The 26345-nt window shown below is 58.1% G+C and carries 25 protein-coding genes; 18 read left to right on the top strand and 7 right to left on the bottom strand.

Annotated features, from left to right (window positions below):
- From ACNA0J_RS11850 to ACNA0J_RS11810, 9 genes are all read left to right on the top strand, one after another.
- A partial coding sequence (locus ACNA0J_RS11850) for a hypothetical protein (RefSeq protein ID WP_415819059.1) occupies nucleotides 1-301 on the top strand: 301 nt, incomplete at its 5' end.
- A complete protein-coding gene (gene lpdA, locus ACNA0J_RS11845) occupies nucleotides 285-1712 on the top strand; it encodes a dihydrolipoyl dehydrogenase (protein WP_415819058.1) in 1428 nt (475 codons plus the stop codon). The genes ACNA0J_RS11850 and lpdA, both read left to right, overlap by 17 nt.
- A gap of 221 nt (nucleotides 1713-1933) precedes the next feature.
- On the top strand, nucleotides 1934-3025 hold the full coding sequence (gene zapE, locus ACNA0J_RS11840) for a cell division protein ZapE (RefSeq protein ID WP_415819057.1): 1092 nt from the start codon (nucleotides 1934-1936) through the stop codon (nucleotides 3023-3025).
- A 146-nt stretch (nucleotides 3026-3171) separates the two neighbouring features.
- Complete coding sequence (locus ACNA0J_RS11835) at nucleotides 3172-3705, top strand: sigma-70 family RNA polymerase sigma factor (RefSeq protein WP_415819134.1); 534 nt, start codon at nucleotides 3172-3174, stop codon at nucleotides 3703-3705.
- Nucleotides 3706-3709: 4 nt separating this feature from the next.
- Nucleotides 3710-4693: a FecR family protein gene (locus tag ACNA0J_RS11830; protein WP_415819056.1), complete on the top strand. Its 984-nt coding sequence runs from the start codon at nucleotides 3710-3712 to the stop codon at nucleotides 4691-4693.
- A 183-nt stretch (nucleotides 4694-4876) separates the two neighbouring features.
- Entirely contained in the window at nucleotides 4877-7360 is a 2484-nt protein-coding gene (locus ACNA0J_RS11825; RefSeq protein WP_415819133.1) for a TonB-dependent siderophore receptor, read from the top strand.
- 113 nt (nucleotides 7361-7473) lie between these two features.
- Nucleotides 7474-7779, top strand: a complete 306-nt coding sequence (locus tag ACNA0J_RS11820) for a DUF3649 domain-containing protein (RefSeq protein WP_415819055.1) — start codon at nucleotides 7474-7476, stop codon at nucleotides 7777-7779.
- 92 nt (nucleotides 7780-7871) lie between these two features.
- Nucleotides 7872-9545, top strand: a complete 1674-nt coding sequence (locus ACNA0J_RS11815) for a PepSY-associated TM helix domain-containing protein (protein ID WP_415819132.1) — start codon at nucleotides 7872-7874, stop codon at nucleotides 9543-9545.
- Nucleotides 9542-9868, top strand: a complete 327-nt coding sequence (locus ACNA0J_RS11810; RefSeq protein WP_415819054.1) for a DUF3325 domain-containing protein — start codon at nucleotides 9542-9544, stop codon at nucleotides 9866-9868. Before ACNA0J_RS11815 ends, ACNA0J_RS11810 begins: the two co-directional genes overlap by 4 nt.
- Nucleotides 9869-9871: 3 nt before the next feature.
- Here ACNA0J_RS11810 and ACNA0J_RS11805 read toward each other — a convergent pair whose 3' ends face one another.
- From ACNA0J_RS11805 to ACNA0J_RS11780, 6 genes are all read right to left on the bottom strand, one after another.
- The gene (locus ACNA0J_RS11805) at nucleotides 9872-11371 is read right to left on the bottom strand and encodes a tripartite tricarboxylate transporter permease (protein ID WP_415819053.1); all 1500 of its coding nucleotides are present in this window, start codon (nucleotides 11369-11371) and stop codon (nucleotides 9872-9874) included.
- 28 nt (nucleotides 11372-11399) lie between these two features.
- Nucleotides 11400-11867, bottom strand: coding sequence for a tripartite tricarboxylate transporter TctB family protein (locus ACNA0J_RS11800; RefSeq protein ID WP_415819052.1), 468 nt, complete (start codon nucleotides 11865-11867; stop codon nucleotides 11400-11402).
- A 17-nt stretch (nucleotides 11868-11884) separates the two neighbouring features.
- Nucleotides 11885-12844, bottom strand: coding sequence for a Bug family tripartite tricarboxylate transporter substrate binding protein (locus ACNA0J_RS11795; protein WP_415819051.1), 960 nt, complete (start codon nucleotides 12842-12844; stop codon nucleotides 11885-11887).
- Nucleotides 12845-12993: 149 nt separating this feature from the next.
- Entirely contained in the window at nucleotides 12994-14160 is a 1167-nt protein-coding gene (locus ACNA0J_RS11790; RefSeq protein ID WP_415819050.1) for a mandelate racemase/muconate lactonizing enzyme family protein, read from the bottom strand.
- A gap of 51 nt (nucleotides 14161-14211) precedes the next feature.
- Complete coding sequence (locus ACNA0J_RS11785; protein WP_415819049.1) at nucleotides 14212-14994, bottom strand: enoyl-CoA hydratase; 783 nt, start codon at nucleotides 14992-14994, stop codon at nucleotides 14212-14214.
- Nucleotides 14984-16177, bottom strand: coding sequence for a CaiB/BaiF CoA transferase family protein (locus tag ACNA0J_RS11780; RefSeq protein ID WP_415819048.1), 1194 nt, complete (start codon nucleotides 16175-16177; stop codon nucleotides 14984-14986). Before ACNA0J_RS11780 ends, ACNA0J_RS11785 begins: the two co-directional genes overlap by 11 nt.
- Before the next feature lie 277 nt (nucleotides 16178-16454).
- On the opposite strand from ACNA0J_RS11780, the gene ACNA0J_RS11775 reads away from it, so the two are divergent.
- The 4 genes from ACNA0J_RS11775 to ACNA0J_RS11760 all read left to right on the top strand — a co-directional run bounded on the left by ACNA0J_RS11775 (nucleotide 16455) and on the right by ACNA0J_RS11760 (nucleotide 20896).
- Nucleotides 16455-17114 carry a GntR family transcriptional regulator gene (locus ACNA0J_RS11775; RefSeq protein WP_415819047.1) on the top strand — a complete coding sequence of 220 codons (660 nt, stop codon included), beginning with the start codon at nucleotides 16455-16457 and terminating at the stop codon, nucleotides 17112-17114.
- A 38-nt stretch (nucleotides 17115-17152) separates the two neighbouring features.
- Nucleotides 17153-17875 (top strand): ribonuclease activity regulator RraA, encoded by a 723-nt coding sequence (locus tag ACNA0J_RS11770; RefSeq protein WP_415819046.1) that lies wholly within the window; start codon nucleotides 17153-17155, stop codon nucleotides 17873-17875.
- A 296-nt stretch (nucleotides 17876-18171) separates the two neighbouring features.
- Nucleotides 18172-19026, top strand: a complete 855-nt coding sequence (locus tag ACNA0J_RS11765) for a hypothetical protein (RefSeq protein ID WP_415819045.1) — start codon at nucleotides 18172-18174, stop codon at nucleotides 19024-19026.
- A 394-nt stretch (nucleotides 19027-19420) separates the two neighbouring features.
- On the top strand, nucleotides 19421-20896 hold the full coding sequence (locus ACNA0J_RS11760) for an ankyrin repeat domain-containing protein (RefSeq protein ID WP_415819044.1): 1476 nt from the start codon (nucleotides 19421-19423) through the stop codon (nucleotides 20894-20896).
- Nucleotides 20897-21010: 114 nt separating this feature from the next.
- On the opposite strand, the gene ACNA0J_RS11755 is transcribed toward ACNA0J_RS11760, so the two are convergent.
- The gene (locus tag ACNA0J_RS11755) at nucleotides 21011-21358 is read right to left on the bottom strand and encodes a hypothetical protein (RefSeq protein WP_415819043.1); all 348 of its coding nucleotides are present in this window, start codon (nucleotides 21356-21358) and stop codon (nucleotides 21011-21013) included.
- A 230-nt stretch (nucleotides 21359-21588) separates the two neighbouring features.
- Here ACNA0J_RS11755 and ACNA0J_RS11750 point away from each other — a divergent pair, with 230 nt between their 5' ends.
- From ACNA0J_RS11750 to ACNA0J_RS11730, 5 genes are all read left to right on the top strand, one after another.
- On the top strand, nucleotides 21589-22221 hold the full coding sequence (locus ACNA0J_RS11750) for a GntR family transcriptional regulator (protein ID WP_415819042.1): 633 nt from the start codon (nucleotides 21589-21591) through the stop codon (nucleotides 22219-22221).
- 103 nt (nucleotides 22222-22324) lie between these two features.
- Nucleotides 22325-23299: a tripartite tricarboxylate transporter substrate binding protein gene (locus ACNA0J_RS11745; RefSeq protein ID WP_415819041.1), complete on the top strand. Its 975-nt coding sequence runs from the start codon at nucleotides 22325-22327 to the stop codon at nucleotides 23297-23299.
- Nucleotides 23300-23322: 23 nt separating this feature from the next.
- Nucleotides 23323-24336 (top strand): Bug family tripartite tricarboxylate transporter substrate binding protein, encoded by a 1014-nt coding sequence (locus ACNA0J_RS11740; protein ID WP_415819040.1) that lies wholly within the window; start codon nucleotides 23323-23325, stop codon nucleotides 24334-24336.
- Between the two features lie 25 nt (nucleotides 24337-24361).
- Complete coding sequence (locus ACNA0J_RS11735) at nucleotides 24362-25423, top strand: isocitrate/isopropylmalate dehydrogenase family protein (protein WP_415819039.1); 1062 nt, start codon at nucleotides 24362-24364, stop codon at nucleotides 25421-25423.
- 2 nt (nucleotides 25424-25425) lie between these two features.
- Nucleotides 25426-26289 carry an amidohydrolase family protein gene (locus ACNA0J_RS11730; RefSeq protein ID WP_415819038.1) on the top strand — a complete coding sequence of 288 codons (864 nt, stop codon included), beginning with the start codon at nucleotides 25426-25428 and terminating at the stop codon, nucleotides 26287-26289.
- The last annotated feature ends 56 nt before the right edge of the window (nucleotides 26290-26345 follow it).

Below are 26345 nucleotides of genomic sequence, written 5' to 3'. Positions count from 1 at the left end.
ACTCCCCGTCGCCTACCTCGCCAGGCGGGGCGGCTGGGCAAACTCGCTCCGCTTCGCTACGCTCAAACATGCCCAGCCGACTTCCCCCCGCCTTCCTTCGGTAGCGCTCGGCGGCCTCAACGGGCCCGCCGCACCGAAGCCTCTTGGCCCCGGCACATCGCTGGCGTTCATGACTCATCTGCGTCTGCTCGCCTTTAAAGAGGCAGGCTGTACCTCTGATGCGATGTGCTCCGTGGTGTTTACATCGGCTGGCGCTTCTTTAATTCCCAAATTTCGAGATCATTATGTCCAAACAATTTGACGTTGTTGTCATCGGTGCTGGCCCCGGCGGTTATATCGCGGCGATTCGTGCTGCGCAGTTGGGCAAGTCCGTGGCTTGCATTGACGCGTGGCAAAACGGCCAAGGCGGCCCGGCACCCGGCGGTACTTGCACGAACGTGGGCTGCATTCCGTCGAAGGCGTTGTTGCAGTCGTCGGAGCATTTTGAACAGGCCAACCACCACTTTGCCGAGCACGGTATTGAAGTCAAAGGCGTTAGCCTGAAGCTCGATACGCTGGTTGGCCGCAAGAACACGGTGGTCAAGCAGAACAACGACGGCATCCTGTATTTGTTCAAGAAGAACAAGGTCACGTTCTTCCATGGCAAGGGTGCGTTTGCTGGTCAGGTTGACGGCGGTTATGCGATCAAGGTCACCGGCACGACCGAAGAAGACCTGGTTGCCAAGCACGTGGTCGTGGCAACGGGTTCGTCGGCGCGCGAGTTGCCGGGCCTGCCGTTCGATGAAAAAGTCGTGCTGTCCAACGACGGCGCGCTGAGTATCGATGCTGTGCCGAAAAAGCTGGGCGTGATTGGCGCTGGCGTGATTGGCCTGGAGCTGGGCAGCGTGTGGCGCCGTCTGGGCGCTGAGGTCACTGTCCTGGAAGCCATGCCTGACTTCTTGGCGGTCGCTGATCAGCAAGTCGCCAAAGAAGCTCTGAAGGTGCTGACTAAGCAAGGCCTGAATATTCAGACCGGCGTGAAGATCGGTGACGTCAAGGCGACGGCGAAGTCGGTCAACGTGTCGTATGTGGATGCCAAGGGCGCCGAGCAAAAGCTGGCGGTGGACAAACTGATCGTGTCGATCGGGCGTGTGCCGTACACCGGCGGTTTGAACGCCGAATCCGTGGGTCTGCAACTGGACGAGCGCGGCTTCATTGCTGTCGATGATGACTGCAAGACCAACTTGCCCAACGTATGGGCAGTGGGCGATGTGGTGCGTGGTCCGATGTTGGCGCACAAGGCCGAAGAAGAAGGCGTGGCGGTGGCCGAGCGTATCGCCGGTCAGCATGGCCATGTGAATTTCGCGACGGTGCCGTCGGTTATTTACACGTCGCCGGAAATCGCCTGGGTGGGCAAGAACGAACAGCAACTCAAGGCGGAAGGCCGCGAGTACAAGGCGGGCAGCTTCCCCTTTATGGCGAACGGCCGTGCGCGCGCGTTGGGTGATACGACGGGTTTTGCCAAAGTGATTGCGGATGCCAAGACCGATGAGGTGTTGGGCGTGCATATCATTGGCCCGATGGCATCGGAGCTGATTTCCGAAGCCGTGACCATCATGGAATTCCGTGGTGCGGCCGAGGACATCGCGCGTATTTGCCACGCTCACCCGACTCTGTCGGAAGCCGTGAAAGAAGCCGCTCTGGCGGTGGACAAGCGCACGCTGAATTTCTGATTCTGAGCGATGTATAGATGGGCGCCGGGCTGCAACGGCTCGGCGCTTGTCTGTGTAGTGATGGTTCGTTCGGGCCTGTGCGTGTTGGCCGATACGATGGCAAATGTTTGTTCGCCTATGCGCGATGGTGTCCCCTTGCCGGTGGTGCATACGACAGATTGCCAGATGAATAGTATGAGGCGGTTGACCCGCCTTTTTTCTTTTAGGTTTGCAGCTGCGATATGAACGTCCGCGAATACTATGAACAATCCCTGGCGGAGCGGGGGTATCACCCTGATGTGGCGCAGAAGCAAGCCATTGACCGATTGCAGGCGTATTACGACGACTGGGTGCGTTTCAAGGCCCTGCGCTCGAATGCGTTAAAGAAGTTATTGAACCGGCCCGATGTCCCGCGCGGTGTGTATCTGTGGGGGGGAGTGGGGCGCGGCAAAAGCTTTTTGATGGACGCGTTTTATGCCACGGTACCCGTGGTGCGCAAAACGCGGCTGCATTTTCATGAGTTCATCCGCGGCGTGCATCGCGAGCTGGAAAACGTCAAAGGGATGCAAGATCCCCTGGATGAGGTGGCGCGCCGGGTGGCCAAGCGTTATCGCTTGATTTGTTTTGACGAGTTCCACGTGTCGGACGTGGCCGATGCGATGATTCTCTATCGTTTGTTGCTCAAGCTATTCGAGTACGGCACGTCGTTTGTGATGACGTCCAACTACGAGCCATCGACCTTGTATCCGGATGGCTTGCATCGCGATCGGATTTTGCCGGCGATCGAGCTGATCCAGAAACGCATGGATGTCTTGAACGTGGATGCGGGGATTGATTATCGGCGCCGCTCGCTGGAGCAGGTGCAGTGCTATCACTCGCCGCTGAATGAGCAGTCCAAGGCTGCTTTGCAGGACGCTTTTGATCGGCTGGCCGACACGCCGCCGCAAGAGCCTGTGTTGCACATCGAGCATCGCGAGCTGCGTGCACAGGCGTTGGCCGGGTCTGTGGTGTGGTTCGATTTTGCGACGCTATGCGGTGGTCCGCGCTCGCAGAACGATTACCTGGAATTGGCCAGCCGTTTTCACGCGGTGATTTTGTCGGATGTGCCTCGCATGGGACCACGCCAAGCGTCCGAGGCTCGCCGGTTTACCTGGTTGATCGACGTGTTTTACGACCACAAGATCAAGCTGATCATGTCGGCGGAATGCGAGCCCGAGGAGCTCTACACCGAAGGCGCGTTGGCCAATGAGTTTCACCGCACTGTGTCGCGCATCCTGGAAATGCAGTCACGCGAGTATTTGGAGTCCGAGCGCCGTTTGACGGTCGGGCTGTAAGAACTGCAAGCGGTCGCTTCAGGAAGGAGGGCAGGGTGACGTGTTGTTGTGCCAACACGTCATGGCCTGGGTGCGGCAGCATCTCTGCGTAATCTGATTGATAATAATAGTAGTTATCAATTACCATCGCGGTTTGCGCTTTTTCTCTGCCCGCCGTGAAAACCTCCATACCGAGCGTGGCCGTCGCGCCCGCGGCGGCGCCCATTGACGAGCTGTACCGTGATCATCAGCCATGGCTGTTCCGATGGCTGCGGGGCAAGCTGGGCAATCCTTTCCGGGCAGAGGACCTGACTCAGGACGTGTTTGTGCGGGTCATTGCCGGCCGCAAGCAAGTCCGGGCCGAGCAGGCCCGTCCATTTTTACGCACGATCGCCCAGGGCTTGCTGATCGATCATTATCGACGCGCCGGCCTGGAGCAGGCGTATCTCGATTATCTGGCCGCCTTGCCGGAACCTCATCAACCCTCCGCAGAAACGCGTGCAGCAGTTTTGCAGCAGATTGCCATGCTGGATCGGATGCTGGCGGATCTGCCCGACAATGTGCGGCGGGCATTTGTGATGGCCCAGATTGACGGCTTGAGCTATGCCGAAATCGCCGAGCGGCTCGGCGTGTCCTTGAGTGCAGTACAGCAATATATGACCCGCGCGTTGATGGCCTGCTATGTCTGCCTCCAGGATTGAGACGATGGGCGATCCCATTGCCCAGGCCGCCATCGCGTGGTGGGTCAAATTGCAATCCGGTGAGGGCGGGACTGCTGCATTGAATGCCTGTCGGCAATGGCGAGCAGCAGATCCGCGTCATGAGCACGCCTGGGCGCGCCTGGAGGGTCTCGCTCATGCCGTACGTGATATTCCCTCGGACTTTGCGCATGCGCATTTAGTGGAGGCGACAACCGCTCGGCAGGGCAGCCGTTCGCATGGCCGACAGCGGCGCGCCGTGCTCAAGGGACTGATTGCAGGCGCCGTCCTGGGTGGTACCGGTGCCGCCACGTATGAATGGACCCCTTGGCAGCGTTTGGTGGCCGATTACAGTACGCGCGTGGGCGAACGGCGCCGTGTCGTGTTGCCGGACCATGTCCGGATGGATTTGGCCAGCGATACGGCGGTGTCATCGGCGTTTCGCGACGGGCAGCGTGAGTTGACGTTGTGGCGAGGTGAAATGGGCATCGCTGTCGATCGCGACCCAAGCGTGTCTCCTTTGTTGGTGAATGTCGACGGCAGCCGCCTGGAGGCGATCAACGCGCATTTTTCGTTGTGGCGGCAGCCGTCTGGAATACGCGTCGATGTCTACGAGGGCTCACTTCGTGTGAGTGCGCAGGGCAGCGAGCCTCGAGTACTGAATGCGGGCGCAGCGTTATATCGCCAGGCCGACGCCTGGCATGAGACAGCGGCGCAGAGCAGCCGGGCCGCCTGGATGGACGGGTTGCTTGTCGCTAATGATGATCGATTGGCCGAGGTCGTTGCCCAGCTGGCGCGCTATCGCCACGGGGTGCTCTCGGTCAGTCCCGATGTGGCGGATTTATCGGTATCCGGCGTATTTCCGTTGGATGACACGGATGGTGCGTTGGAAATGCTGCAGCACGTCTTGCCGATCACGATCAAACGCTGGGGATCGTGGTGGGTGCGAGTCGATGGCGTTGACGAGCACTCTCAACAGCGAAGCGTGTAGATCGTCGCAGGCACTCTGGATTTACTTTTGGTTTCTATTCAGTCGTCTCATCGCCTGCAGGTTTTGCGTGCTCGTGCGGAATGGCTTTTGTAACCCGTTCATTTCCGCAGGAGTCTTGTTTTGTCTTTTCTTGCTTCCTTGTTCTCATCCCGGGCGGCCCGTCGCATAAGCGCTGGCTATGACATACGAGGCGCCCGGCATCCTGGCGCATTGCCCGCGCTGGTGTTGGCGTTGGCGGGCGCAGGGCTGGTGTCGGTGCATCCGGCTGTGCTGGCGCAGGCGGCTGGCGCCCAACCAAGCCAATCGGCAGCCGGCGCACGCAGTGTTTCGGTGCCTGCTGGACCACTGGGTGAGGTATTGACCGCATTCGCGCGGCAGGCCGGCGTACTGATTTCATTCGATACCGGCCTGGTATCGGGATTGAGCGCATCGGGTTTGCAGGGCAGCTATTCCGCTGGCGAGGGTTTTCGCGCCATCTTGCAAGGAAGCGGCCTGGAGGCTTATCCCGGGACGGGTGGCTGGCATTTGCGGCGCTCACCGTCGATGGCGGGCGACACGGTGAGCCTGGCTCCCGTGGTGGTGCAAGGGCAGGGCGAGACCGGCACGGGCCAGACCTATGGTGTGGTTTCCACCGTCGCGTCCACTGGCACCAAGACGGACACGCCGTTGTTGGAAACGCCGCAATCCATTTCGGTGATCACGCAGACCCAAATCGCTCAACAAGGCGCAAACACGTTGAACCAGGTGCTGCGTTATACCCCTGGCGTAGCGGTGGAAACGCGAGGTGCGACCGCGACTCGACTGGATCAGTTCACGATCCGGGGCTTTTCCGCTACGTCCTACCTGGATGGGCTGCGTGTCTTCGGCGGCCGGGATGCCTTGCCGCAGGTGGATGCCTATCGGCTGGAACGGGTCGATGTCCTGAAAGGCCCCTCGTCCGTCATGTACGGCCAAGGCGGCCCTGGCGGCGTGGTGAACCAGGTCAGCAAACGGCCGGTGGCCGGGCAGGTCAATGAGCTCGGTGTCGAAGTCGGCACCAACTCGTTGTTGCGCGGGATGGCTGATGTCGGCGGCAGTCTGAACGACGACGGCACCTTGCTATATCGCGTAGTCGGCGCAGGCTATATGGCTGACGGCCAATTGCACGATACCAAGGAACGCCGCTATTACGTGTCGCCGTCGTTCTTGTGGCAACCCACTGCGGATACCCGCTTGACTGTGTTGACGCATTTCCAGCGCGATCCCGATATGGGGGCGTACGGGGCCCTGCCTGCGATGGGTACGGTGCATGCCTTACCGGATGGCAGCCGTTTCTCACGCAGCTTCTACGATGGGGACAAAGGTTTCGAGCGCAGCGACCGCAAGCACTATTCCTTGGGCTATGAGTTTGAGCATCGCTTTAACGACACCTTTAAAGCAACCCAGAAATTACGCTATGTGCACGCGGATGCCGAATATCGCAGTATCTATAACAGCGGTTGGGCAGATCCAGGCACCTATCGCTACCTGAAGCGCGGTCTGACCGGTACCGACGTCAAGTTCGATGCCTTGACGCTGGACAACAATCTGCTGGCCAATTTCTCCACGGGGCCTTTCGATCACACGGCCTTGTTGGGTTTTGATTATCAGCGCGTCAATACGGATACCTTGTCGGCCTCGCAGACTGGTGATTTCCTGAATCTGGACACTTGGAATCCAAACTACGACATGGGCTTTACCATGCCGGCCTTCACCAGCGACCAGACCCAGACGCAATATCAAGCCGGCCTGTATTTCCAGGACCAAATCAAGCTCGGCCGTCTGTCGGTGCTGCTGGGCGGGCGTTATGACTGGGCGCGTACCAACACCAACGCGACCAATCTGAACACCGGGGTGCGCACGCATACGCCTCAGCGCGCACAGGCCTTTACCGGTCGCGCGGGGTTGCTCTATCTGTTCGACAATGGCGTGGCGCCGTACTTCAGCTATTCGCAGTCGTTCGAGCCGCAAAACGGCACGGGCTGGGATGGGGCTCCGTTTGATCCGGTCGAGGGCGAGCAATACGAGTTGGGCGTGAAATACGAACCCGCCGGTTCGCGTACCTTGTTGACGGCTGCGGTCTACGACATCCGTCGCAAAAACCTGACCACGACGGACCCGGATCCGACCCATATCTGCAGCGGCGGACGTTGCAGTATCCAAGCGGGCGAGGTGCGCACCCGCGGTCTGGAGCTTGAGGCCAAAACCGAGCCGGTCGACGGGCTGAGCGTGATTGCGTCGTACAGCTGGATGCAGAACGCCTATACCAAAGACAATCCCAATGCCGCAGGTGTCAGCATGAAGGGTACACAACCGGCCGGCGTACCCAAGCATCAGGCGTCGGCATGGGTGCACTATGAAATGCAAAGCGGGCCGCTGGCCGGTCTGGGAGTAGGGGCCGGTGTGCGCTATCTGGGCGAAACCTGGGGCGATGCCAACAATACGTTCAAGGTATCCAGCGCCACACTGTTTGATTTGGGACTGGACTACGACCTCGGCCGTTATCAGCCGGCACTGAAAGGCTGGCAGGTCAGCCTGAACGTCGCGAACGTCTTTGACAAGCGTTATGTGGCCTCGTGCTTGAGCGAGGCTTGGTGCTGGTACGGCTATGACCGCACCGTCAAGGCTGCGGTGCGCTATCGCTGGTAACGCCGAGGCGGGCGCCTGCTGGACGGCCTTCATTCTACGAAGGCGGGAAAGAAGCGCCCGTTTTTTCTCGTAATGATTATAATTCTCAAATTATCGAGTTCGCAGGATTTGCAGTGAAACCTATTCCCGGCGCCGGGTTGGCGCGCTATCGATGGGCCGTCGTCTCGCGCATTATCGCTGCGGTATTTGGCGGGTATGCGTTGGCATCGGCAACGGCCGCCAGTCTGGCCGTGTGGCTGCCCATGGTGCGTGTCGATGCCGTCGTGACGGCGAGCATGCTTGCGTTCGTCGCCTATACGATTGCCGTCATGTGGGTGTTTGCCGCCCGTAATACGTGGCGCGCGTGGGCCGGGATCCTCGTGCCGACGGTGCTGCTGGCAGGGCTGTTCTGGCTCAGCCGGTTGGCGGGGGCCGCATGACAAAAGCCTCAAAATCCAGCGCTGCTCAGGCCACGTCCCCAGTGACGCCAGACAGTTCGGTGTCGTCCAAGGCTTTCGCGAAGTCGAAATCCATGCGCTCTCCTTCCGAACAGGGTGAGGGCTTTCGGCAAGCGATGGCGTGGCTGCACACGTGGGCCGGGTTGGTGTTCGGATGGATCTTGTTTGCGATGTTCCTGACTGGGACATTGGCATTTTTCCGGCCCGAAATCACTACGTGGATGCAGCCAGAGGCGCCAGCGCAGCAGCAGGTATTACCTGCAGACCAGGCCGCCGACATGGCGCAGCGTTATCTGAGCGCACATGCGCCGGACGCCTCGCGCTGGTTCATTGATTTGCCCTCGGCACGCGAGCCTTATCTGAGTTTGTTGTACCAAATTCTCAAGCCCGCGCCGGGCGAACGGGGGTTCAAACGCGTGACACTCGATCCCGCGACCGGTCAGGAAATCAAGGCCCGTGAAACGCGCGGTGGCGATTTTTTATATCGCTTTCATTTCGAATTGGAAATGGCCCGTCCATGGGGGCGTTGGCTGGCTAGTATCGCGGGGATGTTCATGCTGGTGGCCATCATCAGCGGCATCGTGACGCACAAGAAAATCTTCAAGGACTTCTTTACATTCCGGCCCGCCAAGGGCGGGCAGCGCGCGTGGATGGACGGGCACAACGCCTTGTCAGTGTTGGGATTGCCGTTTCATCTGATGATTACGTTCAGCGGGCTGCTGCTCTTTGTGGTCATGCTGTTGCCTGCGGGGATTTCGGCTGCCTATGACACGCCCCGTGCATATTTTGACGAGCGGTTCCCGGGCTCGCCTCAGCAGCGTCCGACCGACGGCCAGGCCGAGCTGTTGCCGCTGGGTCCGTTGGTGGCACAGGCAACCTCGCTGTGGCAGGGCGGTAGTGCGGGACGCCTGGTGGTGACGAATCCCGGCAAACAGAACGCGATGGTATCGGTGTCTCGAGACTCGGGCGAACGCGTATCGTATGGCCGCAATGCTCCCAGCATGCAATTCAATGGGATCGATGGTGCGCTGCTATCGCGGCACGATAACAACAGTGCTGCGATGACGACTGCCGATACGATCATCGGTTTGCATCTGGGTTTTTTTGCTGCGCCGCTGCTGCGGTGGCTGTATTTCCTGGTCAGCCTGGCAGGGACGGCGATGGTCGGCACCGGCTTGGTGTTATGGGTTGCCAAGCGTCGCCAGAAAGTCGGCGCCGCGGCTCAGCAGAAGTTTTCGCTGCGCTTGGTCGATGCCCTGAACGCCGCCAGCATCGCCGGTTTTTGTCTGGCGGTGGTGGTGTACTTCTGGGCAAACCGGTTGGTGCCCGCTGACCTGGTTGGGCGAGGCGCTTGGGAAACCCGCGCGTTCTTCATTGTCTGGGGCTTGAGTTTTATTTATGCCTTTGCATTTCGTACGCGCAAGTGGATGGATCTGTTGTCGTTGACTGCGGTGTTGGCGCTGGCATTGCCAGTGTTGAATGCCTTGACGACGGACCGGCACTTGGGCATGTCGTTGCCGGCCGGCGATTGGGTCATGGCGGGATTTGACCTGACCTCGCTGGCTGCGGCCGTCCTGTTTGGCTGGATGGCTCACAAGGCGCGCAAGGCGTACCAGAAAAACAAGACAACATCGGCCCGCCCAGTTCCGGCAGGCCGCAAGGCCGTTCGCCCTGATGCGGTCAGTACAGCACGTGCTGCAGCCACCTCCGTCACCGCCAGCTGTACTGTTAATGAGGTGACGTCATGATGAGTATTGCCGCTTTCTGCTTGGCCTATGCTGGCTTCTCCGCGTTGTGCCTGGGTATGGATCGCCACTACGAGGATGTGTTCGACCGCGAATTGCCGCGCCGTCATCGTACCCCCCTGCGTATCGTTGGTTGGACCGCACTGGCGTTGTCGCTATGGGCGTCGGCTGCGGTATGGGGGTGGTCCTATGGCACCGTGGAATGGATCGGTATCTTGAGTTTTGCGGGCTTGATTCTGATTTGGTTCGTCAGCTATCGGCCAGTCGCTGCACTGTCCGCCGGGGGGCTATGCGCAGTGGCGGCCCCCGTGTTGGCTTTTTTCTGATCTCTAACTCCTGTCCGATTTTCGTTTCCAGCATTTCGATATCAGCGGAAAGAGCACCACTGATGCGGCCAGCAGGAAGAACGCCAGAGAGATCGGGCGCTCGAAGAACACGCCCAGTCCGCCTTCGGACAGGATCAAGGTTCGGCGGATATTGTTCTCCAGCATGGGGCCGAGCACCACTCCCAGCACCAGTGGGACCGCCGAATACTCCAGCTTGAGCATCAGATAGCCCAGCACCCCTGCACCCAGCGCCAGCAGGACATCAGACATCGAGTAATTGATCGAAAATACCCCGAACAGAATCATGCCGATTACAACCGGGTAGAGCAGCGCCGTAGAAACGAACACTACGCTTGCCAGCAAGGGAATCATCAGCAGTGTCAGAAACAACAGCATGACGTTGCCTATCCAGAAACTGCCGAACACCGTCCACACGAAATCCGGATTGTTGGTAAACAGCAAGGGCCCTGGTTGCAGGCCCAACATCAAGAGCCCTCCCAGCATGATGGCAGTGGTCGCCGAGCCGGGGATGCCCAGTGTGAACATAGGCACCATGGACACATAGGCTGCGCTGTTGTTTGCTGCCTCAGGAGCCGCAACGCCCTGCATGGCGCCTTTGCCAAACTCTTCGGGAGTACGTGATACCTTTTTGGCGGCCGCATAGGCCAACATCGTGGCCGCCGTCGCGCCCACGCCAGGCAGCACGCCCACGAGAAAACCCATGATAGATCCCAGCACCACCGCGCCCTTGCAGCGGATCATATGGCTCACGCGGGGCAGTAACGAGCGCAATGAATAATTGGCTGCAGCTCGGGTGCCTTCAGCCTTTTCCGACAGATTGAAAAATATCTCGGCGAGCCCGAATATGCCAACCGCAATGATGGTGAAATCCACGCCATCCAGCAGGTCCATCGACCCCAGGGTATAACGCGGCGGTCCCGAAATGGGATCCATGCCTATCATGCCGATCCAGATACCCAGAAACAGCGCAGTGAATCCCTTGATGATGTTGCGTCCACCCAGCACGCTCACCAGCGAAAAGGCCAGCACCATGACGGCCGTCATTTCGGTCGGTCCAAATTCAATGGCTACGCGCGCGATCGCCAGCGCCAGCAGTGCCATGACCAGCAGACCGAATATGCCGCCGGTGAACGAGGAAAACACACTGATGCCTAACGCCTCGCCCGCCTTGCCTTGCTTGGCCATTGCATAGCCATCCAGCACGGTCATGACTGATGCGGACTCTCCAGGGATCCCCAGCAGAATGGAGGTAACAGCACCGCCAAACATGGCGCCGTAATAAATCCCGCCCAGGCCGGCGATGGCTTCGACACCGCCAAAGCCGACCGCTACCGGCAGCATGATCGCTACACCGGCAGCGGGACCCAGACCCGGCAATACACCGACGAACAATCCGATCAAGACACCGATCAGTGTGGCTGCCAGCACCGACCATGACAGTGCGTTGACTATACCTTCGAGTAGCAGGACGATGGAGTCCATGTTGTTCCCTCATTTAATGTGTGTACAGTCAGATTCCCAACAACCCTTTGGGCAAAGGCACGCCAAGATACACGCCGAAGGCCAGTTCGCCGGCGACCGGAAACAGCACTGCCGTTGCGACGATCTTTGCGGTAAAAACCCGGTCCCAGTGCGGGCGGATGATCCAGCCTATCGCGAACACGAGTGCCGCGCACGCCAGCATCATGCCCAATGGCTCTGCCAGAAAAACAAAGGCCACCAGGGCACCCGTGAGGGCCACCGGTTTGATCAGGCTGGACAATGCGATTTCCTGAGCCAGTTTTTCCTTGCCTGCTACGCTGCGCACGAAATTCACCATGCTCAGTCCTGCGATGGCTAATCCCACCCATAGCGGAAAAAATCCTGCGCCAGGATTGCCATCGGTCATGTAGCCATACGAGGGTGCAAAATAAGCGATGCTCAGGCCCAACAGAAACAAGAACATCGCAAAAACACGATCCAGTGTCTCGATTTTCATTATTGGCGTTCCGGTAGTTATTTGATGATGTCCAGTTCCTTCATGATGGCGACATAGCGCTGGTTGGTTTGCTGGATCAGCGCCGCAGTCTGTTCCGCGTCTTCATAGCGCGGCTCGTCCTTGTAGCGATCCAGATAGCGCTCTTTCCATTCTTTGCTCTCTGCGACTTTACGCAGCACGTTTTCCCAGTACGCGACGACCTCCGGTTCGACGCCCTTGGGCATCACGACGCTGCGCAGCATGGTGTGTTCGATGTCGTAGCCTTGTTCCTTGAACGTCGGGACATCAGGCATCGAGGACAACCGCTGACCTGCACTCACGGCCAGGGCGCGCATCGTGCCGGCCTCGATCTGAGGCATGACTTCGCTGGGATTGCCAAACATGAAATCAATATGCTTGCCCAACACGCCCGTGGTGATTTCCCCTTCGCCATCGAAAGGCACCACGTCTACTTTGACTTTCATCTGCTTGCTCACCATGTCAGCCAACAGCCGTGCGTCCGAGACCACGCCTACCGTACCCGTAGTCAGCCGTTTGGACTGAGCCATGTCTTTCAGGGATTGATAAGGCGAGTCGCTCTTTACCACCAGCACATACGGTGACATCGAAATCGCTGCAATAGGCGTGAAGTCCTCTTGTTTGAACGGCGCACGGCCCAAGAGCGGCGTCGTGAAAAAACTCACGCTGACCGTTGCCATCGTGTATGGATCGCCCTTGCGGCGCGACGCTTCCTTGTACCCGCGCGCACCGCTGCTGCCGGGCAGATTCTCATACATGAAATCCACCGGTACGAGCTTGAGGTCCTTGATGACCGAGCCGATCGTGCGAGCCAGCACATCGCTGCCCCCGCCCGCACCAAACGGAATGATCATGCGTATGTTCTTTTCTGGATACTCCGCATGAGCCGAGACAGGTGCAGAGAGTAGTGCGAGCACTGCGCAGGCCGACGCCATGCGAGCGGCGATAGAGATACTCATTTGTCTTCCTCCAGGATGTATCCGGTGCCATGGACCGGATTTCGTTTTGCTGCCGAGTCTGCCTTACGGTAAAAGTGCTCGTGGGCGAGTAGTCAGCCGCAGGCGTGATGTGAGGCCTTTTTTTGCAGAACTGCGAAAACTGGGGTGCTCTATGTCGCGGTGATGGCCTCACGCAGCAAGTATCCGTGGCTATCGCGCCCTTCGAGTCGGCTTTGAGATGGGTCCGTGATACGGGCTGCCTCCAACGCGTCGTAATTCGGCGTAAATCCCAGTCCAGGCTTGCCTGACAAGGTCATGCGGCCGTTCACAGGGTCTGGCGTGCCGTAAAAGAAATGCTTGCCCGTTTGCCACATCCCGTAATGGAATTCGACCGGTCCGCCATTCATCAGGCCGCATAGCAAATGCATATTGAAAATCGGCCAGCCGCCTCCATTGGCCATGGGCAGGTTGTAGGCCTGGGCCAGGTGCGCCACCTTCAGCGATTCGGTATAGCCGCCGTTATAGAGCACATTGGGTTGCAACACATCCACCGCATGATGCGAGACCAGTTCGCGATAACGCCAACGATGACCTTCCATTTGTCCGGCGGCAATCGGTATGGAAGTATTGGCCCGCAGGTCTGCCAGCGCGCGAGCATCATTCTGCTGGATGGGTTCCTCGAACCACATCAGTTCGCAATCCTCGATCGCGCGGCACAACAAGCGCGCCTCATAGGGGTTGAACCAGCAATTAGCGTCTATCATCAGCGCCGCGTCCGAGCCGATGGCCTCGCGCGCGGCGTGCACGCGCCGAACATCGTCGCGCCAAGTGCGTGACGGTTCTCCACCGACCACCATCTTCAGCATCGTGTGCCCATCGTCGATGAACTTGCGCGCGTAGTCAGCGAGTTGCCGTTCATCAAAAAACGGATAGCCAAAGGTCGCATAAGTCGGCGCCCAATTCCGAAAGCCGCCCAACAACTCGTGCACAGAGCGCGACTCTCGCTTGCCTCGCAGATCCCACAGCGCAACGTCGATAGCCGACAACGCATTGGAGATCACGCCGGTATACGCGCGGCTGTTCAGCTGTTTCCACACGTGCGCATGAATCGCTTCGGTGTGCAATACGTCGCGTCCTTTCAGGGCCGGTGCCAGATGATTTTCTATGCAGGCGATGACGGCCCAGGGCAGGATTGAACCCGTGATGCCAAAGCCGCTTTGACCCTCGTCGGTCGTGACTTCGACAAAGACAAACATGCGGCTCTCGATCGATTTGCCGATATCGGGCAGGTCGATCTCATGCCGATGCAGCGTGGCGGTGATTTTTTCTATCTTCACTTTCTGTCTCCTATTTCCTGTTGCAGGGCGTCGGGGTAGGCTGGGTGAAGATCAGCGGCCAGCGAATACGGGTGGCCGTTTTTCCTGAAATGCCGCTTGGCCTTCTTTGTAGTCCTGGCTGGCAAAGCACGTGCGCAATGCTTGTTGGCAGGCATCGTCGCCGTACTTGCCCGGTTCGACGGCTTCGTCGATGGCCATTTTGCTGGCGCGCAGACTCAGCGGCGCCAGGCTCGCCATCCTGGTGACGAGTTCCAGTGTTTCGGCCTCGTCGCGCACATCGTTGACCAGGCCTACCTTCAACGCCTGGGCTGCATCGTACCGGCGCGCCGTGAACATGATTTCCTTTGCGACGGCAGGTCCCACGAGCGATGACAGCCGTTTAAGCCAAGCAGGGTAGTAGCCCACCCCCAGCTTTGCTGCGGGGATGCTGAAGCTCGCATCAGGCGTCGCAAAACGCAGATCGCAATGCAACGACAGCCCGACGCCACCTCCAAAACATAATCCGCGTATCAGCGCTACGGAGGGCTTGCCTAGGCGGACCAAGCGATCTGCAGCGACCACCACCGTGTCGTTCCATAGCTTTACGCCGGCTTCGGTGCTGCGGCGTTCGCCGAATTGCGAGATATCGGAGCCGGACGAAAAGGCTTTTTCGCCTGCGCCGCGCAACACCAATACGCGTACATCGGGATCGGCGTCCGCCTGTTCAATCAACCCGGGCAACGCCGCCCACATGTCGAACGTCATCGCGTTATGCCGCGTGGGATGATCAATGGACAATGTGGCTACGCCGCCATCTTTTTGATAACGCAGCATGGGAGTGTGCTCAGATGACATGCTGATTCCTTAGCGTCTGGAGTTCGGACTGGTCGATGCCCAGCCCTTGCAGCACTTCGGTATTGTGTTCGCCCGGCATCGGCGCCACCGTCCGTAACGTGGGTTGGTGCCGACTGCTCTTGATCGGCTGACCGACCAATTGAATATCACCCAACTGGGGATGCCGTACCGGCCACGCGATACCCAGATGCTGTACTTGCGGGTCGGCAAAGGCCTGATCCACCGTGTTGACGGCGCCGCAGGCCAGGCCTGCAGCATTGAGTTTTTCGATCCAGTATTCACGAGGCTGCTGCACAAATATCGCGTTGATTTCCTGATTGAGTGCTTCGCGATGGATGGATCGATCCCGATTGGTGCGGTATTGCGGGTTGTCCAGCCACTGCGGCTTGTCCAGCGCCTTGCACAGGCGTTCCCACATCAGTTGACCTGGCACCTGCAACGTCATCGGGCCATTCTGGGCAGTGAACAAGCCCGTCGGGATGATCGTGGGGTGATTGTTGCCCGCCTGGACGGGAACCTCACCTGCCACGAGCCAGCGGGCCGCCTGCAGGTCGAGGATCGCCAGTTGGGCTTCCAACAGTGATGTCTGCACCCATTGACCCACACCCGTGCGCTCACGATCGAGCAGGGCGATCAAAATGCCGATCGAGCAATACAGGCCGGCAGTAGTGTCGGCGATGGCAATACCTGCACGCACAGGCCCGGACTCAGGCAGACCCGTGACAGACATCAAGCCGCCCATGCCTTGCACGATTTGGTCGTAGCCGGGGCGCTTGGCATAGGGGCCATCCTGGCCAAAGCCGGAGATGCTGGCGTAGACCAGACGTGGGTTGATCTGCCGGAGTGTCTCGTAATCAATCCCCAGTCGATGTTTGACGTCGGGCCGGTAGTTCTCGACGATGACGTCGGCGTTTTTCACCAGTTTTTCGAGCACGGCTCGCCCCTCGGCGCTCTTGAGATTGAGCGTGAGGCTTTTCTTATTGCGTTGCAGGTTCTGGTAATCGGGGCCTAGCCTCATTCCCCCCATCTCCGTCTCGGTGGCAGGGTTGACGGGCTCTTCGATCTTGATGACCTCGGCCCCCCAGTCTGCCAATTGGCGTACGGCCGTCGGGCCGGCTCGTACCCGGGTCAGATCAATGACCCGGTAGGGCGACAAGGGCAGCGAGTGTTGCGTGTCAGACATGGGCGAGTGCTCCTCTCATGACGTGGCGGACCCATCCTTTACCGCGAGGCGATGGGCCAGGCGAGAGCCGAGCCCCAAGGGCGCGGCCGGTTTTTGCTCTTGTTTTGTGAAGTCATGGTATGAAGTCACTCAAAAAGTGTCAACAATTTTATTTAAATCGAATACGATTGTTTGAAATTTGTCTTCGATGTGGGGCGGACTGACAGGCGCGCAGGTACAATTTGCCGTCATAATCGCCTTGTCGCAGCGACACTTTCCTGCTCACTTTTCCGTGCCTATGACTGAACCATCCGAACAAAAGCTACCGTTGCTCGCGGCGACCGCGGCCGAGGAAATCAAGCGTCTGATCTATTCGGGCGACATTGCGCCAGGGTCACGGCTGAACGAGGCCGCGCTGGCACAGCGGATGGGGTTCAGCAGGGGGCCGATCCGTGAGGCTATACGCATCCTGGCCGGCAGCGGCCTGGTCACTGCGGTGCCGCATCGAGGCATGTTCGTACGCCAGATGTCGATGCGGGACATGCTCGAGAGCTATGACCTGCGTGCGTTGATCTTTGGTTATGCGGCGCGGCGCACGACAGAGTATCTGTCGCCCGAGCGCACTGCCGCACTGGAGGATCTGTTGACCCAGATGGAGGCTGCTGCCGAAATCTCCGATGGCGGCAGCTATTACGAGCTGAATCTGAAATTCCACGACTTGATCCTGGAATACAGCAACAACCGCCATGCCGCGCGTGCATACACGGAATATGTCAACGAGCTGCATCTGTTTCGCCGTAAATTTTTCAACTACACCGCCAAAATGAATCGTTCCAATGCAGAGCACCGCGGCATTGTCGACGCCATCAAGGCGGGTGACGTGGTTCGCGCTGGCGAGCTGGCCGAACAACACGTACTGGCAGGCAAGCAACGTCTGTTGGCCGATCTGGCCGATTGATTTCCCGTTTGTTCTCTTATTCATTTCAGGAGCCTCCTATGTCTGTAGATGCATTGCCTATTGAACCGAAGATCAAACAAGCCCTGGAAGGCGTCACGACCGCGACGCTGACCACCGTTCTGCTCAAGAAGGGCCTGCGCAATGTCTGGCTGCGCGGCGCGTTTCCGCTGGCTCCTTTTGCCAAACGCATCGTCGGCCGCGCGTTTACCTTGCGCTTTGTACCTGCTCGCGAGGATCTCGCCACGCCTGCATCATGGTCCTCTCCTATATCCACGCGTGCGGCAATCGAGGCTATGCCAGAGGGCGCGATTGCCGTCGTGGATGCAATGGGCGTCAATGATGCGGGGATTTTTGGCGATATTCTCTGCGCGCGGATGAAAAAGCGTGGAGTGAGTGCATTGGTGTCAGACGGTGTCGTGCGTGATCTCGAAGGGGTATTGGGAACAGGGTTGCCTGTGTGGGCAAATGGCGGCGCAGCGCCTCCATCCGTTGCTGGCCTGACCTTTGTCGGTTGGCAAGAGCCCGTGGGTTGCGGCGGCGTGGCGGTCTTTCCGAACGATTACATCGTGCTCGATCGCGACGGCGCCGTGTTGATTCCCGCAGATCTGATCAATGATGTGGTCGAGGCCTCTGTCGAGCAGGAGCGCCTGGAGGGCTGGATCATGTCCGAGGTCGAAGCAGGCACGCCGTTGCCGGGTTTGTATCCACCTAACGAGCAGAATGTGGCGCGCTATAAGGCGTGGCGCGCAGAGCAGGGCTGATCCGTCGTTGTATCTTTTTTTGCCCCTGAGCAATCTTGCTCAGGGGCGCAATACTGGTTGTCTCCAGGAAATGACCGGTCGCATTGGGTGCCTCTTTCCTCAAGGCGTTGGCGTCGTATTTCGTGATCGCATGCTTCCCTCGTATGGAATGCAGGAGCACGCGAATTTCAGACTGATAGACGTGTTCAGAACTGGCTAGGGTACGAATAATAAGACTCGACCACAGCCCACACCAGTTCGATAGATCTTCTGTGGTGTTCTGTCCTGTTCGTTATTTCTCCTAATGAGCCTTCCGCATGACACAAGCACACAGTCTGGCTTTCAATTCATCATCCGCAATGCACGTAGTCGATGTCCTGTCTTTGTCGAAAAATCCCTCTGATGATGTCCATCAAGTCATGGATGATTCAACCACCGGAGATGTGCCATTGGTACGGCAGCCGTGCCAGAACGAAAAAACGGTAGCCAGGGATCTGTTAACGCGTTTCGCCATGCAGGGTGATGTGACGGGAGTCAAAGCGTTAATTGATACTCGGGAATTCGATCCAGTGTTGCTGTTGATTGACATTGCTGGCAAGGAAGAGGAAGCGCATCCGGAAAAGGTAAGTGCTATGAAAACAATCCTGGCTGCTGCGAATATTGATGTTGCCGAACCCATGCTTGGGAATTTATTGTTGCTCTGGGGGAGAACGGACATGGAGAGCCTTAGGGCTGTAGTCGGAATGGTTGCCGCTCGCACATTACTGAAGATGGCTGCCAAACGCGAGATGTTGCCAATGCAGATATTGATCGCATTGGGGGCCAATGCCACTGCTGCGCTGAAGGCGGATGCTCCATTAGAATCAAAGGCCCTCATTGCCTATTCGGCGATAAAAGTCCTCGTACTTGCGCCCAAAAATCTATCCGCTTCAGACAGAATAACGTTACTCAGAGAATTGTTGGCGCGTGACGACGCGGTCGTGCACGGGGCCAAACGACTTCTTCAGGATGAACTGAAAGGCGGGAATTTCAACGCAGTCGAGATCCTGAGTGCTGCCGGTGTGTGCGCTGACGAGTCTCTCCCCGCGCGGTATGGGCCAAGCGAGCTTGCCCATCTCGGTGACTCGAACGGTCTCGACCACTCGGGCAAGCACGCCAGGCAGTACGTATAGCCGGGACAGAGATCGTTTTTCCCGTGGCCTGATTGGATGTCAAAAAATTTTAGACGGAATACATTCGGTTCTGCCGTTACCTTGAGGGCGTATTGGGAACCGGGTTGCCTGTATGGGCAAACGGCGGCGCAGCGCCTGGAGGGCTGGATCATGTCCGAGGTCAAGGCGGGCACGCCGTTGCCGGGTTTGTATCCACCTAACGAGCAGAATGTGGCGCGCTACAAGGCGTGCGCGCAGAGCAGGGCTGATTTATCGCCGATTCCCATTTTCACCCTTGCTCAGGAAGTATCAATACGGGGAGGACTCGAACTTAGGTCACTAAGATCGCATCAGCAGCGCTGGATGGAACGCACCTGGCGCTGTAGTTACTTATTGCATTCTTGGAGGCTTCATCATGGAAACACTACAGAGTTCTATCTCCCAAACGGCACCTTCCATGCCGTCGATCGACACGCCGCCTGCGCCGGAAATGATTACGGATGGCGCTTTTCACGCCGCGGAAACGGGCGATATCGACGCGCTTGTGCATCTGCTTGATGAATATCAGTTCGACTTGACCACTATTGACGAGCGTGAGGGACAGACGGTACTCCATCAGGCAATCGCTGGCGGTCATGATGCAATGGTAAAGATGCTGTTGGGCCGGGCGGGTAATGATCCGCAGATTCTTGACGCCAAGGATCGCGATGGATATACCCCATTAATGCGCGCGACGGAAAAGGGCAATGTCGCGTTGATGCAAGCATTGATCGATGTGGGCGCTCGCACAGACGACAGCGTGGCTCTCGGTTCTCTGGCAAAAAAAGGAGGGAACTATGAGTCGCCGGCCAAGCAGGCCACGATCACGGCGCTGATGCTGATCGAAGCGCGAGGCGATATATCCGAAGCCTTCGCTCTCGCCATGGAGCACAGATCGAGATATGCCGCAAAATTATTTTTTGACGCCGGGGCAAGTACGCTACCCGCCATGCAGCGCCTGCCCTTCCGGGACGTAATTCATCAACTTGTTCTGCGCGAGCACATCCGTGCCGATGATGTCTTTGTCGTTCTAGACCAAGCCGAGCGCGCGGGCAAGAACGACGTGTTAAAGAGACTTGCGCAGCACGACATGGTATGCCTCATGTTGGATGACATGCAAAGCCGGTCTGATGACGAGAAGATAAAGACGCTAAAGCGCCTGATGGCTGTGCCGGGTGCGGAACCCGAGCGTTGGCTAGGAGGTGGCGCCATTCTGTACAAAAAAGGTGTCACCCCAAATGAACAAGAATGGGCGGCGCTGTTTAAATCCCCGAGATTTGAGCGCGTGCGATTGCTGATTGCAGTCGGGCTGGATAGTCGAGAGTTACTTGTGCATCACTGTGTGTGGGAGGGAGGCGAGAAACTACTACAAAAACTGATCGAGTGGGGCGGTGACGTTGTCGGCGCGTTGCAGATTCTGCGCCAGCGTAGCGCTCGGTGTTTTGCTAGCTGGCCTGCAGCCAACCTTCTAGCCTATGTTGAGTTAAAAAATATACTCCAGGCGGACGGTATATCCGAAGAGGAGAAGCGATCAGCCCTAAAAGCCGTGGTTCTCGAGGGGGCAGAGCCGGCAGCGTCTGCTCTGCTACGGGATATGGCGAAAACCAGTAAATCACTCGACGAGGTGAAGCTTCTCTTGTCTGTTGGCGCGTCGCCTACCGAGGCGTTAATGGATCTAGGACGATTCAATTATCGAGCAACAGTGCAACAGTTCATCCGTCTGGGCATCGACTTTTTTCCGGCGATGCACGCGCTGCTTGATAACGGAGAACAAGAGGCAGCAAACGTGTTGGCATTGGCGGCGGCCTTGGAGCATGCGCCTCCAGGACCAGGAAATCCGGCAAAATCGTAACGCTGTGCTTGAGGGAGCGGCCTCGGCACTTCGGGAAAGCCCGTTAGGTAGGCAACTGATCCATTTTTTTGGGCTTCACGATAGATCAGTTGCTATAGAGCACGAAGAGCCGCTTTACCAGCGGACTTCCAAGGTATGCGCATGGGCATCGTCCCACCCCTCTGCGAATCCATATAGCCCCGCTGCGGTGAGGACGGCGGCTTGGCGAAGCCTTGCAGAGATCGCCCCAGCGTCCATACAGCGTAAGACGGAATCGCTGGCGAGCGGTACGATCAAGCTGTCTTTCGTTGATGTCGCTGCGTCTCCAAAATCAAACTGCCCACCCAGCGTTTGACCCATTGCGTAGCCTGCCGCATGAGCCGCCATACTCAAGAACAGTGTTCTCTGTAGCTCTACATCGCCAGAGTCCGGCGTGATGCCGCCATATACATTCGAAAGATCATATAAAGAAAGTTTGCGCATGATTGCCTCCAAAATTCGCAACATAGGGAAAGTGGAAATCTGAGCATCTGAGGATGTTGAGAAACCACGCACCTTATCTGAAAGGTGGCTACTCAGCATAGCTGTAACAGGCGGATGAGGGAGGGCGGCCGCTCACAGTGCTGTCAAAAATAAGACGCGGCATCGTTGTCTCTATTTGCGCTTCTATTTTTTGTATGCAAAAATATATTTAAGAATATATAGAGATGCTCATGCCTATTCCGCAAACCAGTTCGCAGGCGTTCGCCGCCTATAACGAGATCAAGCAGCGCATTTTCATGGGCGAATTTACGCCCGGCATGCGGTTGCGCGAGATCGAGGTTGCGGCCTTACTGGACATGGGGCGTACGCCAGTGCGCGAGGCGCTCAAGCGCATTCAGGACGAAGGACTGCTGCGCCATGAGCCCGGACGAGGCATGGTCGTAGCCACGATGGATCAGCAAGAGGTGGGCGAGCTCTATGCCATGCGCGAAGTGCTGGAGTCGGCCGCTGCCGCAATGGCGGCACAGCATGCCACGGATGCCGAGATCGCCAATATGCAGGCGATTCTGGACGAGGGCGATGCGGATCCGGTGGCGTTGAATCTGCGTTTTCATGACGCTATCTACAGCGCCGCGCATAACCGGCATTTGATCCGGTCGTTGCGCTCTTTGACCGATACCACCTATCTGCTGGGACGCAGTACGTTGAGCTCCAAAGCGCGTGCCAAGGTCGCGATGAAAGAGCACAACGATATTGTGGAAGCCATCCGCAGCCGCGACCCTGAGCGTGCCGCAGCCGCTGCGCGGCATCACATTCACCAGGCATTGCTGGAGCGCCTCAAATTGCTGCGGCAGCGCGGCTGACGTAGTCGCATATCAAATCATTTCGGCGGGACCAGAACAAAAGAGCTTGTGTCATTTCACCAAAAGAATCCAGTCCATTCAGGCAATCAGGAGACATCGCCTTATGCGTTACTTAAAGCACATCCGTCGATATGCAGCTTTAGCGGTTGCATGCGTCATGCCCGCCTTGGCCGGCGCGCAGGGTTTTCCTACTAAACCCATCAAGCTGGTGGTGCCGTTTGCCGCAGGTGGCGGTACGGATAGCATTGCGCGCGATATGGCCCGCACCTTGAGTGAGCGCCTGGGGCAGCCTGTCGTGGTAGAGAACCACGGCGGCGGCGGAGGCTCTATTGGGGCCAATAACGTGGCTCATGCCAACCCCGATGGATACACCTTGCTGTTCGCGACGTCGACGTTCGTCACCAACGCCGCGGCTGAGGTTTCCAGCACCTATGACGTGGAGAAATCTTTCGCGCCGGTGGCGCTGATCGGTCGTGGCCCCTTGCTGGTGGTGGCTAACAAAGACCTGGGCGTAAAGTCGATCGCGGATTTGCGCAAGCTGGCCACTGAGCGTCCCGACGAAATCAATTTCTGCTCCGCCGGTGCGGGCAGTATCAATCATTTGTCCGGCGAACTATTCAAGCAAAAAGCCAATGTGCAGATGATGCATGTGCCATACAAGGGCAGCGGCCCCGCAACGGTGGACCTGCTGGCCGGCCGGGTGCAGGTGTTCTTTGCGACGGTACCGACGATTTTGGGGCAGGTTAAAGAAGGGCGGGTGCAGCTCTTGGCTGTGACCGGGGAGAAGCGCTCTCCCTTGTTCCCCGATGCGCCGACTATGGCGGAAGCGGGGGTATCTGACTTCAATATTTCGACGTGGTGGGGCATTCTGGCGCCTGCTGGCACTCCGGCATCGATCGTTCAGCAATTGAATACCGCGGTAAATGAAGCCGCGGCTGCAGACCTGGTGCGTCAACGATTGACGAACGAGGGTGCAGACTTGTTTGCGGGTACACCCGGTGATTTTGGCAAGGCGCTGTCTGCAGAACTGGCATTGTGGCGCGGTGTGGTGAAGCAATCCGGCATGCGCCTGGATTGATGTATCGGTGCAGGAGATTCCCTATGTCTAATAATTCCTCGCTACAGCAGCCGGCTCGCCGCCGCCTGCTGGCTAGCGCGGGCGCTGCCGCTGCCTGGATGGCCATCGGCGGGCGTACTGCATTTGCCCAGGCGGACTATCCCTCGCAGCCTGTGACGGTGATCGTTCCCTATGCGCCGGGGGGCCAAGGCGATGTGTTTGCGCGTCTGATCGGCGAAAAACTCAGCAAGTCATTGAAGCAGACCGTGGTGGTGGAAAACCGGCCCGGCGCCTCCGGCGCGATCGGCGCCCGCATGGTTGCACGCGATGATCCCGATGGATATCGCTTGCTGCTGGGACAGACGGGTGAAATGGCAGTGAACCCGTTTGCCATGCGAAACCTGGGTTATGACCCGCAAAAGGATTTTGTGCCCGTCGCGCTGGTGGGCGACTCTCCTTTAGTGCTCGTTGTGCCAGCGGACTCACCGTACAAATCGCTGGCGTCATTGATTGACGCTGCATTGGCGAAACCGGATAGTGTGACGTATGCCTCGTCCGGTACGGCAACACCAGGCCATCTGGCAGCGGCGGCATTGGCGTTGGGGACCAAGAGTACGATGGTGCATGTGCCTTATAAAGGGGCGGGCCAGGCGATGACGGATTTGTTGGGGCAGCACGTCGATTTCTTCTTTTCCAGCGCCGCGGCAGCGATGCCGCATATTTCTGCTGGCAAGCTGAAGGCTTTGGCGGTGTCCACACCCAAGCGTATCGCCGCGTTACCGGATGTCCCTGCGGTAGCCGAAAACACGGTGGCCGGATTCGAGTTCAGTTTATGGGGCGGATATTTTGCGCCCGCTGCGACGCCGTCCCCGATTGTGCAAAGGTTGAATAAAGACATTAACGCTGCGCTGTCCGATGCGTCCATACGTGAACGTTTCGAGGAAGACGGCGTCGTTATTCGGCCGAATACGGCAGATGAGTTCGCGGCGTTTGTTCGTCGCGAAATGCAAAAATATCAACGCCTGGTCGCGCAAACCGGCGTATCTATCGAACCTTAACGTCATTTATTTTCGAGGTGTTCTCATGAAGATCGTTGTATTGCCGGGCGACGGTATTGGCGCTGAAACGATGGCGGTTGCAGTAGATGCGCTAGAGGCTGTGTCGCAACGTTTCGATCTAGGCTTGCAGTTGGATCACGACGTGGCGGGCCACGACAGTCTCAAGCGTCATGGTGCGACGGTGACGCCCGCGTTGTTGGAAAAAGTCCTGGCTGCCGATGGACTGATGCTGGGTCCTATGGCTACGTACGATTTCAAGGATGAATCCAAAGGCGAAATCAATCCTTCGAAATTCTTTCGGAAAAATCTGGACCTGTACGCCAACATTCGTCCAGCCCGCACCTATGCGGGTATGCCTGCACGATTAGGCGAATTTGATCTGGTTGTCGTGCGTGAGAACACCGAAGGGTTTTACGCGGATCGCAATATCGAATCGGGTGGCAGCGAGATGCTGATTACGCCGGATGTGGTCGTGTCATTGCGTCGTATCACGCGTCAATGTTGCGAACGTATCGCGCGCTCTGCGTTTGAGTTGGCGATGACGCGCAAGAAACATGTGACGATCGTGCACAAGGCAAATGTGTTGAAAATCGGTGATGGCATGTTCATCGATACGTGCCACGAGGTGGGCAAGGAGTTTCCCGAGGTGCGCGTGGATGATGTCATTGTCGACGCAATGATGGCGCATGTGGTCCGCGCACCGGATCGCTATGACGTGATTGTCACGACCAATATGTTCGGCGATATCTTGTCGGACCTGACTGCGGAGCTTTCTGGCAGTCTGGGATTGGGGGGCTCGCTGAACGCTGGACGTGATCATGCCATGGGGCAAGCTGCACACGGTTCGGCTCCTGATATCGCAGGCAAGGATCTGGCTAACCCCGCATCGCAACTGTTATCGGCTGCCATGCTGTTGACCTGGTACGGCCAGCGCAAAGGAGGACAAAAATTCCTCGACGCCGGTAAAGCAATCGAAGCTGCGCTCGCTACGAGCATTGCGTCGGGCCAGTGCACGGCCGATGTCGGTGGCAAGCTCGGTACGCGTGCTGCCGGCAAGGCCGTGGTCGATCAGTTGCGGGCGGCATGATCATGGCCACGCCAGCACTGCCGCCGGGAGCTTGCGATTGCCACGTTCATATCGTGGGCGATCCAGTCCGTTATCCCATGGTGGCGGATCGCCACTACACGCCAGGGGCCGCTTCGGTGACGGACCTGAAGCAACACATGAGCTCATTGGGTGCCACCCGTGCAGTGATCGTGCAGCCTAGCGTGTATGGCACGGACAATACTTGCATGCTCGATGGTTTGCGCGATCTGGATGGAGCAGGGCGTGGTGTGGCGGTGTTGGATGACGGCGCTTCTGATGTGTTGCTGCATGATTTGCATTCATCGGGTGTGCGCGGATTGCGGCTGAACCTGGAAAGCACAGGTAGCCGCGATACGCAGCGCATGCGTGATGATCTGCAGGTGTGGGCGCAACGGTTGGCGCCGCTGGGTTGGCACGTGCAGGTGTATGCCTCGTTGGACGTCATCGCAGAGGTGATCCCCATTCTGCAGACCTTACCTGTGCCTGTGGTGTTGGATCACTTTGCTGGCGTGCCGGCAGGTACTGCGTTGACAGACTCGCGGGTGCAATCGGTGTTGGGTTTGGTTGCCTCAGGCGCGGCCTATGTCAAGCTGTCCGCGCCATATCGCATCGATGCATCGGGTGCTGCCGTTGAGGCTGTGGCACGATTGGCGGCGGCATTCATCGAGGCCAATCCTGATCGGATGCTATGGGCCAGCGATTGGCCACACACCAATCGCGAGCCGGGCAAGTCACCGCACGAGGTCAGCGCCTATCGGGAGATAGGCCGCGAACGATTGGCGCAGGGAATCAGCACCTGGTTGTCTGACGAGGCGCTGCGTACGCGTGTGCTGGTTGAGAACTCGGTGCGCTTGTACGGGTTTTAAGCAGTCTTTGTGCCAGAGCAGCCTCTTGAATCCCGCACGTTGGTGCGGGATTCAAG

The sequence above is a fragment of the Bordetella tumbae genome (assembly GCF_965139195.1).
Classification (GTDB): Bacteria; Pseudomonadota; Gammaproteobacteria; order Burkholderiales; family Burkholderiaceae_B; genus Bordetella_A; species Bordetella_A tumbae.
Note: the sequence above shows the minus strand (reverse complement) of the source record. Positions and strands in the feature narration are given on the sequence as shown.

Excerpts from the sequence above, each read along its gene's own strand:
- ACNA0J_RS11775 (WP_415819047.1), top strand. The coding sequence starts at position 16,455 with ATGACTGAACCATCCGAACAAAAGCTACCGTTGCTCGCGGCGACCGCG.
- ACNA0J_RS11735 (WP_415819039.1), top strand. The coding sequence starts at position 24,362 with ATGAAGATCGTTGTATTGCCGGGCGACGGTATTGGCGCTGAAACGATG.
- ACNA0J_RS11805 (WP_415819053.1), bottom strand. The coding sequence starts at position 11,371 with ATGGACTCCATCGTCCTGCTACTCGAAGGTATAGTCAACGCACTGTCA.
- ACNA0J_RS11780 (WP_415819048.1), bottom strand. The coding sequence starts at position 16,177 with ATGTCTGACACGCAACACTCGCTGCCCTTGTCGCCCTACCGGGTCATT.
- ACNA0J_RS11830 (WP_415819056.1), top strand. The coding sequence starts at position 3,710 with ATGGGCGATCCCATTGCCCAGGCCGCCATCGCGTGGTGGGTCAAATTG.
- ACNA0J_RS11745 (WP_415819041.1), top strand. The coding sequence starts at position 22,325 with ATGCGTTACTTAAAGCACATCCGTCGATATGCAGCTTTAGCGGTTGCA.
- ACNA0J_RS11785 (WP_415819049.1), bottom strand. The coding sequence starts at position 14,994 with ATGTCATCTGAGCACACTCCCATGCTGCGTTATCAAAAAGATGGCGGC.
- ACNA0J_RS11795 (WP_415819051.1), bottom strand. The coding sequence starts at position 12,844 with ATGAGTATCTCTATCGCCGCTCGCATGGCGTCGGCCTGCGCAGTGCTC.
- ACNA0J_RS11800 (WP_415819052.1), bottom strand. The coding sequence starts at position 11,867 with ATGAAAATCGAGACACTGGATCGTGTTTTTGCGATGTTCTTGTTTCTG.
- lpdA (WP_415819058.1), top strand. The coding sequence starts at position 285 with ATGTCCAAACAATTTGACGTTGTTGTCATCGGTGCTGGCCCCGGCGGT.
- ACNA0J_RS11765 (WP_415819045.1), top strand. The coding sequence starts at position 18,172 with ATGACACAAGCACACAGTCTGGCTTTCAATTCATCATCCGCAATGCAC.
- zapE (WP_415819057.1), top strand. The coding sequence starts at position 1,934 with ATGAACGTCCGCGAATACTATGAACAATCCCTGGCGGAGCGGGGGTAT.
- ACNA0J_RS11740 (WP_415819040.1), top strand. The coding sequence starts at position 23,323 with ATGTCTAATAATTCCTCGCTACAGCAGCCGGCTCGCCGCCGCCTGCTG.
- ACNA0J_RS11815 (WP_415819132.1), top strand. The coding sequence starts at position 7,872 with ATGCGCTCTCCTTCCGAACAGGGTGAGGGCTTTCGGCAAGCGATGGCG.
- ACNA0J_RS11810 (WP_415819054.1), top strand. The coding sequence starts at position 9,542 with ATGATGAGTATTGCCGCTTTCTGCTTGGCCTATGCTGGCTTCTCCGCG.
- ACNA0J_RS11755 (WP_415819043.1), bottom strand. The coding sequence starts at position 21,358 with ATGCGCAAACTTTCTTTATATGATCTTTCGAATGTATATGGCGGCATC.
- ACNA0J_RS11730 (WP_415819038.1), top strand. The coding sequence starts at position 25,426 with ATGGCCACGCCAGCACTGCCGCCGGGAGCTTGCGATTGCCACGTTCAT.
- ACNA0J_RS11770 (WP_415819046.1), top strand. The coding sequence starts at position 17,153 with ATGTCTGTAGATGCATTGCCTATTGAACCGAAGATCAAACAAGCCCTG.
- ACNA0J_RS11750 (WP_415819042.1), top strand. The coding sequence starts at position 21,589 with ATGCCTATTCCGCAAACCAGTTCGCAGGCGTTCGCCGCCTATAACGAG.
- ACNA0J_RS11760 (WP_415819044.1), top strand. The coding sequence starts at position 19,421 with ATGGAAACACTACAGAGTTCTATCTCCCAAACGGCACCTTCCATGCCG.